At 63.7% G+C, this 303-nt stretch carries 1 protein-coding gene; it reads right to left on the bottom strand.

What is annotated here, in order from left to right:
* On the bottom strand, nt 1-303 hold a 303-nt coding region (locus H2O73_RS23780; protein WP_497997512.1), incomplete at both ends, for an ABC transporter permease subunit.

The following is a 303-nucleotide window of genomic DNA, read 5'->3' as shown; positions in this document are numbered from 1 at the left end:
CCGCCGTCCTATTGCCGCCGATGGCATAGATCGCGCGGCCCGCACGGGTCCGGTTGATCCAGAAGATCAGGCTTGCCGCAATCGCGGCCCAGATCAGGATGACCGGCGGCAGTTTCAGCCCGAAGGTCGTCCCGCTGATCGAGGCGATGTTTGAAAACCACCCGGGCACCTGGCTGAAGACCGTGCCCGAGAACTGCGACCCCAGGCTCGTGAAAATCTGGGCACCGCCCACTACGGCAAACCCCACGCCCAGGGTCAGGATCAATGCCTGGCCCTGGATCCGGTAGCTCATCACACCGTTCA

Origin of the sequence: Vibrio marinisediminis, assembly GCF_014050145.1 — a bacterium.
Taxonomy (GTDB): domain Bacteria; phylum Pseudomonadota; class Gammaproteobacteria; order Enterobacterales; family Vibrionaceae; genus Vibrio; species Vibrio marinisediminis.
The sequence above is the reverse complement of the archived record's forward strand: the minus strand, read 5'-3'. Positions and strand labels throughout refer to the sequence as shown.